The 7,977-nt window shown below is 64.2% G+C and carries 10 protein-coding genes; 8 read left to right on the top strand and 2 right to left on the bottom strand.

Annotated features, from left to right (window positions below; genetic code table 11):
- Positions 1-234: 234 nt before the first annotated feature.
- On the bottom strand, positions 235-576 hold the full coding sequence (locus LRP66_RS08750) for a metalloregulator ArsR/SmtB family transcription factor (RefSeq protein WP_159832268.1): 342 nt from the start codon (positions 574-576) through the stop codon (positions 235-237).
- Positions 577-666: 90 nt separating this feature from the next.
- Here LRP66_RS08750 and LRP66_RS08745 point away from each other — a divergent pair, with 90 nt between their 5' ends.
- The 3 genes from LRP66_RS08745 (at position 667) to LRP66_RS08735 (ending at position 2,976) form a co-directional block, all read left to right on the top strand.
- Complete coding sequence (locus LRP66_RS08745) at positions 667-1,629, top strand: fatty acid desaturase (protein WP_230482108.1); 963 nt, start codon at positions 667-669, stop codon at positions 1,627-1,629.
- Positions 1,629-1,838, top strand: coding sequence for a hypothetical protein (locus LRP66_RS08740; protein ID WP_230482107.1), 210 nt, complete (start codon positions 1,629-1,631; stop codon positions 1,836-1,838). The genes LRP66_RS08745 and LRP66_RS08740 overlap by 1 nt, the downstream gene beginning before the upstream one ends.
- A gap of 121 nt (positions 1,839-1,959) precedes the next feature.
- Positions 1,960-2,976 (top strand): SRPBCC family protein, encoded by a 1,017-nt coding sequence (locus LRP66_RS08735; protein WP_230482106.1) that lies wholly within the window; start codon positions 1,960-1,962, stop codon positions 2,974-2,976.
- Here the strand turns inward: LRP66_RS08735 and LRP66_RS08730 are convergent, their stop codons facing one another.
- A complete protein-coding gene (locus tag LRP66_RS08730) occupies positions 2,977-3,669 on the bottom strand; it encodes a hypothetical protein (protein ID WP_230482105.1) in 693 nt (230 codons plus the stop codon). It abuts the gene before it with no gap.
- 165 nt (positions 3,670-3,834) lie between these two features.
- Here LRP66_RS08730 and LRP66_RS08725 point away from each other — a divergent pair, with 165 nt between their 5' ends.
- The 5 genes from LRP66_RS08725 to LRP66_RS08705 all read left to right on the top strand — a co-directional run bounded on the left by LRP66_RS08725 (position 3,835) and on the right by LRP66_RS08705 (position 7,966).
- Positions 3,835-4,431 carry a recombinase family protein gene (locus LRP66_RS08725; protein WP_230482104.1) on the top strand — a complete coding sequence of 199 codons (597 nt, stop codon included), beginning with the start codon at positions 3,835-3,837 and terminating at the stop codon, positions 4,429-4,431.
- On the top strand, positions 4,424-6,076 hold the full coding sequence (locus LRP66_RS08720; protein WP_230482103.1) for a DDE-type integrase/transposase/recombinase: 1,653 nt from the start codon (positions 4,424-4,426) through the stop codon (positions 6,074-6,076). The genes LRP66_RS08725 and LRP66_RS08720 overlap by 8 nt, the downstream gene beginning before the upstream one ends.
- Complete coding sequence (locus LRP66_RS08715) at positions 6,076-7,053, top strand: ExeA family protein (RefSeq protein ID WP_230482102.1); 978 nt, start codon at positions 6,076-6,078, stop codon at positions 7,051-7,053. The genes LRP66_RS08720 and LRP66_RS08715 overlap by 1 nt, the downstream gene beginning before the upstream one ends.
- 106 nt (positions 7,054-7,159) lie before the next feature.
- Complete coding sequence (locus tag LRP66_RS08710; RefSeq protein ID WP_230482101.1) at positions 7,160-7,438, top strand: hypothetical protein; 279 nt, start codon at positions 7,160-7,162, stop codon at positions 7,436-7,438.
- Positions 7,439-7,534: 96 nt separating this feature from the next.
- Entirely contained in the window at positions 7,535-7,966 is a 432-nt protein-coding gene (locus LRP66_RS08705) for a hypothetical protein (protein WP_230482100.1), read from the top strand.
- Positions 7,967-7,977: the final 11 nt, after the last annotated feature.

The following is a 7,977-nucleotide window of genomic DNA, read 5'->3' as shown; positions in this document are numbered from 1 at the left end:
TCTCGCAGCGGCATGAAACCGGCGGACGCTCCACTTAGCAATCGCGTCGAGCTGTTCAGATGAACCGAGCCACCTCTCTGCATCGTTATATGTAGGCGCTTGCAATCGTAGCGCGGTCTGCTCGCAAACAGCGCAGCATTCTGCTCGGAGTAACTGACAGCCGGCGCGGAACCGTGCTCACGCTAGCTGACAGCCTGCTCGCTATACAGTGAGCCTGCTTGCAAACCGAGCGGCCTACTCACGCTTTTCGCCAACATCCGCATCAGCGGCATTCCGTCCACGTGCGAGGCTGGCGCTCTCTGCCTTTAATGGCCGCGACACGGGGCAAACCTCCTGCACGTATGCGTTCAGCGTGTTGGCGAGATTGTCTGCCGCCAATCGGTAGAACACAAACTGGCCCCGCTTCTCGCTTGTCACTAGGCCAGCGTTCTCAAGCACCGACAGGTGCTGTGATACGGCGGGCTTGGACATCTCGAACCGTGACGAGATTTCGCCTGCGCTGAGTTCCGCATGGGCAAGGTAGGCCAGGATTTTACGGCGCGGAGTGGACGCCAAAGCTTCAAAGACCTTCTGCATGCCTGGTAATTAAGGGATAAGCTAAACACTTGACAAGGGCGGCTGAACGAAGGAACATTTAAGCTGTGAGTTAAACGCTTGGAGTCTGGAATGACCCTCGATCCTGAACGCTGCCGGGTGAACTCGCTGGTGGAGCTGCCCGGCAGCAGCCCCGTAGAAGGTGTCGTGCGGTGGGATCCGGTGCATTCGCTTTGGAATGGAGCCATGCTCGCCGCCTCGCTGCTGCTGGCGCCGCTGCTATTCAGCTGGGGAGCGCTGGCCGCGTGTCTATGCTTGACCGGAGTTACGCTCCTGCTCGGTCACAGTGTCGGCTTCCACCGTCGATTGATCCATCGCAGCTTCGACTGTCCCCTGTGGCTGGAACGGCTGCTGGTCTGGACTGGCACCTTGGTGGGCATGAGTGGGCCGCTATGGATGATCCGCACGCACGACCTTCGGGATTGGGCGCAACGGCGGGCGGATTGCCATGACTATCTAGCGCACCGTCGCCGACCGCTAACCGACGCTTGGTGGCAGATGCATTGCCGTCTGGAGCTGGAGTGCCCGCCCTCGTTCGATCTGGGACGCGCAGGACGCGACGGGTTCTACCGCTTTCTGGAGGCGACCTGGATGGCGCAACAGTTGCCGGTAGCCGCGCTTCTGTGCCTGGCAGGCGGTTGGGGCTGGGTCGTGTGGGGTGTGTGCGTGCGCGTCACCCTATCGGTGTCGGGGCATTGGTTCGTCGGCCACCTGGCGCACCGCACCGGACCGCAGAGCTGGCTGGTGAACGATGCGGGCGTGCAGGCTCACGATGTGCCTTGGGCGGCGATCCCAACGATGGGAGAGGCCTGGCATAACAACCATCATGCCTTCCCCGGTTCGGCGCGGATCGGCCTCTATCCGGGCCAAAGCGATTGGGGCTACGGCTTTGTGCTGCTGCTGGAGCGAGCAGGACTCGCTTGGAACATCGCGCTTCCTGAGCACCTTGCGCGCGAGGGTAAACTTACCAGGATCGCACCCGAGCATGGGCATGAAGCGCAGCCCGGTGCTGCGGCGATGGCAGGGAGAGCGTGATGCCGATCGTTCGGTTTCCCTCCTTCTCCGGCACGATGCGGCCGGGACCTTATGCACTCACCGCGCCCCTGCTGCTGCTGACACCGCATCTAGTCGTCGCGCTGCTGATGATCGCCCGCGGCACGCCGCTGATAGCCGACGTCGGCTTCTGGCTTCTGGCTGCTGCCGCTAAGACGATTGGCCATGAGTCCTGGCCTTCCTGCCGGTGACGCTGCTCTTGCGTTTACAGCTTCGTTGGTGGCAGCGGCCGGGCTTGCACTTACATCATTCCGCCGCGCCAACTGGTCAGGTGCGGGTTACGCCCTCGCTGCTGTCGCGATAGTGCCGGTCGTGCAGATTGCGGCCGCGGTGATACTGGCACTACTACCCAAGTCCAAACGGCAGGATGGCCTGGCTCCGGTGCCGGGCGCGAACATCGCTCACATGGTTCAAGGTGTGCTTGCCGGCGTGGCCATCATCGTCGCGGCTGTACTCGTGTCTGCGCTAACCCTGGGCAGCTATGGATGGAGCCTGTTCGTCGCCACACCCTTCCTGGTGGGCATCACCACCGGTTACCTCGCAAACCGCCGTCTCCTGCTGAGCGGGGGTGCGACCGCACGACTGGTGCTGGCTGCCGCAGCGCTCGGCACGGTTGCGCTCGTGATGCTGGCACTTGAGGGTTTGGTCTGCATCCTGCTCGCTGCGCCGTTGGGCGCGATTGCGGCGCTGATTGGCGGCGCTGCAGGCCGAGCCGTTGCAAAGGTTGCTCATGGCGGCGGCCGCACGGTCGCGAGTGTGGCCTTTCTTCCCGCCCTTTTTGCACTTGAAGCGGCCGTGCCGCCCACGCTGCCGATAGCGGCCCATGGATCTATCGAGATAGCCGCACCTCCGGCAGCGGCATGGGCGGCGCTCACTGACGAACGCGCGATCTCTGGTCACCCCGGCGTGGTGGGAATGGCCGGCCTCGCTTACCCGCTTCGCAGCCAGCTACTCGGTCAGGGTGTCGGCGCGATCCGCTTGGGCGAGTTCTCCACCGGCACAGCACGGGAGCGGGTAACTGAGTGGAAGCCCGAACACCGGCTCGCGTTCGCGGTGCTGGCCCAACCGCCAGCCATGGAAGAAATGAGCCCCTACCGCCGGGTCCACTCACCCCATGTGCAGGGCTACTTCGAGACCAGCATGACAGGTTTCACCCTCACATCTTTGCCGAATGGACACACCCGGCTCGATATCGAAGCTCGCCATGTCTTGCGGGTCGAGCCGGTGCTCTATTGGGAGCCATTAGCCAGGCTCGCGATCAGGATGAACCTGTCCCGAGTTCTGGGAGATCTGAAGCAGAAGGCTGAGAGAGCTGGCATCGATTCATGATCAGGCGGCTCGCGCCTTGGTGCGGAAAAAGGTTGTCTCCGGCCCGATCAGATCGGGGTCGATGCCGCTCTCATCGGCAGCCAGTTGCTGGATGATCCGCCATATCTCGGCAGAGCTGAGGCGCGCACCGTCGCGGGCAAGCCTGCCGCGGTTCTGCTCCGTCACCAATCGGGCGAAATCGCCGAGGGTTCCGCATCCATGCGGCAGTCGGCGACGGTCGATGTGTCGCAGGCACAGTCCCACATAGGCGCTCGCTCCGGCGGCGAAGATGCGAAGCGGCGGTGCTAACGTCGTGAAGGCGAGTATGGCGGCCGCAATGACAAAGCAAAGCCCGCTGGCGATCCCCGGCCATCCGGCTTGCGTCGCCGGCATCTTGAGGTCGGTATCGGCTTCCAGGTCGGTAAACACTTGCCTCAGCTTCCCACCGATCATTGGCGCTAGCGGCGCGTCCGGCCCGACGTTCCGACCAAGCCCCAGCGCGCGCCGAAGCCTATAGAACGTCACCTGGGTGGCGCAGGCCCTGCCGCCTCCGCCATGAGCCGCCACATGCGCGACCACATGGTCACGCACCTCGCCGAATGTCGTCCAGGGGAGGTTTGAGCGCAGGCGAAGATCGAAGATGCGTTCGATCGCCAGAGCGAAGTCGGCGTCGTCACCGTCTCCAGACCAATCGACCGTATCGAGCATCTGCATGAACCCTGCTCCCCAGCTGTTCTGCAAAACGACCGTTTCTGACGAGCCGATCGCCTTGCTCAGCGTGCAACGTAAATCTGCGTCTCCTGCTTTGTCAAAACTGTTCTGGAAACCCGCTTCGCAAAACTGTATGCCCTCGACGGGTTTGGAGAAGATCGGACACCCATGCGGGTCGGCTATGCCAGGGTCAGCACCAGCGACCAGAATCCCGAGCTTCAGCTCGACGCGCTGCGCCGTGCCGGCTGCGAGCGCGTGTTCACCGAAAAGGCGTCAGGTGCGCGCGATGACCGGCCCGAGCTGGCGCGCATCCTGGAAGATGTGCTGCGCGCCGGCGACACGCTGGTGGTGTGGAAGCTCGACCGCCTTGCCCGATCGCTCAAGAAGCTGATCGCCACAGCCGAGGAACTGGAGCGAGAGAAGATCGGCCTGGTGTCTCTTACCGAAAGCATCGACACGACCACGCCTGGGGGCATGCTCACCTTTCATGTGTTCGGCGCGATCGCGCAGTTCGAGCGTGCGTTGATCCGCGAGCGGACCACCGCCGGGCTGGTGGAGGCGCGCCGGCAAGGTCGCAAGGGTGGTCGGCCGGCGGCGATGCGCCCGAGCGACGTCGCCGCGGCACGTGCAATGATGAAAGAGGGGACATTGCCGGTGCGCGACATCGCCAGGCGCATGGGCGTATCTGTCGCGACCCTCTACCGCTATGCCGGCAAGCGCGGCAGCGGCGCTTCCGCCAAGGAGCCGGCTGCGGCTCATGGCTGAGCGGGCGAAGCGACCGCCCGGTGAGGCACTGGTCGATCTTCGCCGACGCCTGTCGCTGTTGCCGCCACGCGATCCCGGTCGCACCGAGATCATTGCCCGGGCGGCTGAGGCCTATGGCATCTCGATCTCGACCATGTACCGCGCCTTGAGCGAGTTGAACCGGCCGAAGTCGGTCCGCCGGTCTGACCACGGCATAACGCGGGTTGCGCCGCAGGCGGAGATGGAGCGCTACGCCGAGATTGTCGCGGCGCTCAAGATCAGGACCACCAACAAGAAGGGGCGGCACGTCTCGACCCTCCGCGCCATTGAGTTTCTGGAGACCGATGGCGTCGAGACGCCGGACGGTCTGGTCAAGGTCGCGCCTGGTCTGCTGAAGCGCGCGACGATCGACCGGCTGCTCCGCTCATCAGGGCTGGACTATGCCCGCGTGACCCGCCCGCATGCGGCGGTGCGCTTCCAGGCGCGGCGATCTAACGAGCTGTGGCACTTCGACATGAGCCCGTCCGACCTCAAGCAGGTCGAGGCGACGTTATGGGTTGAGCAGGGCCGCGGCAAACCCACACTGATGTTGTTCTCCGCCGTCGATGACTGCTCCGGCGCGGTCTACCAGGAGTATCGCTGCGTCTATGGCGAGGATGCCGAGTCCGCGCTGCGCTTCCTGTTCAACGCCTTCGCCGCCAAGCCCGAAGCCGAGCTGCCGCTCCAGGGCCTGCCGGTCACCATCTACATGGACAACGGCCCGGTCAGCCGGTCGCGCGTGTTCCAGTCGGTGATGGGCAGCCTCGGCGTGCGTGTCCTGACCCACCTGCCGCCCAAACCCGATGACAAACACACGGCTGCCCGCGCCAAGGGCAAGGTCGAGCGGCCATTCCGCACAGTGAAGGAGGTGCACGAGACGCTCTACCACTTCCACAAACCCAGGGATGAAGCGGAAGCCAATCTGTGGATGCGGCGTGCGCTGGTCACCTACAACAATGGCAACCATCGATCGGAGCCGCACGCGAGGATCGAACATTGGCTTCGGCACCTGCCCGGCGATGGAGTTCGGGCCATGTGCTCATGGGAGCGGTTCTGCGCCTTTGCGCGCGAACCCGAGCGGCGCACCGTCGCGGGCGACGCGACCGTCTCGGTTGAGGGCGCCTCTTACGAGGTCGAGCCGGAGCTCGCCGGGGAGACGGTAACGCTGCTCTGGGGCCTGTTCGACCAGCAGCTCTTCGTGGAGCATGACGGCAAGCGGTACGGTCCCTACGAGCCGTCGCGCGGTGCCGTGCCGCTCTACCGCTATCGCAAGTACCAGAAGAGCCGCGCAGAGGAGCGGCTCGACAAGGTAGTCCGGCTCGCCGACCAGCTCGGGCTGCCCCGCGCAACTGTGACAGGCGGCGACCGGCCGCTGCCGTCGCTGCCGCCCTCCACAGCGGGGCTCACGGTGAGGCAGATGCCATTCCCGGAACCGGCTATCGAGACGGCCTTCCCGACGGGGCTCGCGGCACGCAATGCCATTGTCGACCAGCTGCGGCGACCGCTCGGCTCGCTACCCGAGGCGGACCGCGCCTTCATCGACGCGCTGCTGGGCGAGACACTCGACAAGACCATCATCGCCGACCGCATCCGCGAGCGGTTCCAGGCACGACGGGGGACAAGCTGATGCTCGCTGACGTTCAATCCAGCTACGGGCTGGCCCGCCCGTTCCAGGGTGCTGGCAACTTCGAAACCGAGCATCAGCGCAATCTCGTTCGCGAGGTCTGCGCGGCTGTGCAGACCGGCCGGCTGATCGTCGTGTCCGGCCTGGTCGGATCGGGCAAGACGCACCTGCTGCGCCGCATCGAGGACGAGCTGGCCCGGGCGGGCAAAGTCTATGTCGCCAAGTCGCTCGCAGTTGACAAGCGCCGTACCTCGTTGCCATCGCTGATCGAGGCGCTGTTCTACGACCTCTCGCCCGGCGACCGGGCCCAGGTGAAGATCCCCAAGCAGGCCGAGCGGCGCGAGCGCGACCTGCGCGACATCATGCGCAAGGGCAAGCGCCCGGTCGTGCTGGTGGTCGATGAAGCGCACGACCTGCACCATAAGACGCTGACCGGCCTCAAGCGGCTCATGGAGGTGGTGGCCGATGCCGGCGTGCTGCTGTCGGTCCTGCTGGTCGGCCATCCCCGGCTGCGCAATGACCTTCGGCGCCCGCAAATGGAGGAGATTGGCTACCGCACCACGACGTTCGACTATGAGGGGATCGGTGCCGAACGCCGCGATTATGTCGCCTGGCTTCTCGGCGCCTGTGCGGACGACGGCGTGAAGGTTGCCGACCTGATGGACGAGGACGCGATGGACCTCATCGCCGAGCGCCTGCGCACCCCGCTTCAGATTGAGATGCACCTGACGCTCGCGTTCGAGCAGGGCTTCCGGTTGGCGGCCAAGCCGGTCACGGCCGAGATCGTCGAGCAGGTGCTGTCACGCGCAATCGACGATCTCGAACCCACCCTGACGCGCAACGGCTACGATGCGGGTTCGCTGGCAGGCCAGCTTAACGCCCGGCCCTCCGACGTGCGTGCTTTTCTCGCCGGAACGCTGGATGCCGAACACACCCGTGAATTGACCGAACAGCTCCGCGAAGCCGGTGTGCCGATCTGATGCTGGGCAACGACACGCAGATACGCCTCGATGTGGACGCTCGCACCGCTTGCTGGGCTGGCCAAAAACGGTCAAGCGAGCACAGGGTTCATCCTGAGGGGCTGTTATGAAGGCGGCGTTCTGGCGGTTCGCGCATCAACGTTACCAGAGCAGATTACCCTCACGCCTGACCGATTATGCGGGTTTGGCATGGGCGCTGTTCTTCGCTCTCGTTTACGCCGCGGCCTTGTTGGCCGGATGGTGGCCCAACGTGCCGGAGGCGATGGTCGGCGCCGTTCTGATTGGCGCACCGCTGACGCTTGGCATCCTGCATCGCCGCATCCGGCTCGAAGCGTCGAAGGGGCCGGACGCCCTGTATCGCAAGAGGGTGGAAACAACCCGGTAGGGCCAAGTGCTGCAGCGCGGTGCCTCGAAGCGGCCTGGCTCCCTTCGCTCAGCTGCGGACATTGTCGATCGTGTGGCTCGGAGGTAATGCGTTGCCATGTTGGATCGTTGGACAGCCTCGTTCTTTTGGCCAGCACTGATCGCTGCGTGGATAGGGGCCTTGGTGCTCGCAGCAGGGATCGTCGTTCCTATTGCGCTCGCACCTGCGGTGATGCCAGTGACTAAGGCGCTTGGTGCGCTTGCCGGAATCGTGTTTGTCACCGCTATGGCCGATAAGCCGACCCGCGCCGCAATAAACAGCTTCAACAAATCTACGGCAGAGGCAGCGGGTAAGCGGAGCTTCTTTCAACAGTTATTTTCCGCTGAGTACGGCGATCGCAGGCTGTTGCTGGTCAATAGGTTGGTGTGGCTTGAGATGGTCGTAGCCATTGTGATGGACCGACAGGACCTAGCGCTACTCGGCTTTGTTAGCTTTGCAGTATCCGGTTTGATGCTGATGCTAGGATTAAAGCGCATCTCCTTCAGCTAACAACAGGGCAT

Source organism: Sphingomonas sp. Leaf21, from assembly GCF_916858675.1.
Lineage (GTDB): Bacteria > Pseudomonadota > Alphaproteobacteria > Sphingomonadales > Sphingomonadaceae > Sphingomonas.
The sequence above is the reverse complement of the archived record's forward strand: the minus strand, read 5'-3'. Positions and strand labels throughout refer to the sequence as shown.

Excerpts from the sequence above, each read along its gene's own strand:
- LRP66_RS08750 (WP_159832268.1), bottom strand. The coding sequence starts at position 576 with ATGCAGAAGGTCTTTGAAGCTTTGGCGTCCACTCCGCGCCGTAAAATC.
- LRP66_RS08745 (WP_230482108.1), top strand. The coding sequence starts at position 667 with ATGACCCTCGATCCTGAACGCTGCCGGGTGAACTCGCTGGTGGAGCTG.
- LRP66_RS08740 (WP_230482107.1), top strand. The coding sequence starts at position 1,629 with ATGCCGATCGTTCGGTTTCCCTCCTTCTCCGGCACGATGCGGCCGGGA.
- LRP66_RS08730 (WP_230482105.1), bottom strand. The coding sequence starts at position 3,669 with ATGCAGATGCTCGATACGGTCGATTGGTCTGGAGACGGTGACGACGCC.
- LRP66_RS08725 (WP_230482104.1), top strand. The coding sequence starts at position 3,835 with ATGCGGGTCGGCTATGCCAGGGTCAGCACCAGCGACCAGAATCCCGAG.
- LRP66_RS08720 (WP_230482103.1), top strand. The coding sequence starts at position 4,424 with ATGGCTGAGCGGGCGAAGCGACCGCCCGGTGAGGCACTGGTCGATCTT.
- LRP66_RS08715 (WP_230482102.1), top strand. The coding sequence starts at position 6,076 with ATGCTCGCTGACGTTCAATCCAGCTACGGGCTGGCCCGCCCGTTCCAG.
- LRP66_RS08710 (WP_230482101.1), top strand. The coding sequence starts at position 7,160 with ATGAAGGCGGCGTTCTGGCGGTTCGCGCATCAACGTTACCAGAGCAGA.
- LRP66_RS08705 (WP_230482100.1), top strand. The coding sequence starts at position 7,535 with ATGTTGGATCGTTGGACAGCCTCGTTCTTTTGGCCAGCACTGATCGCT.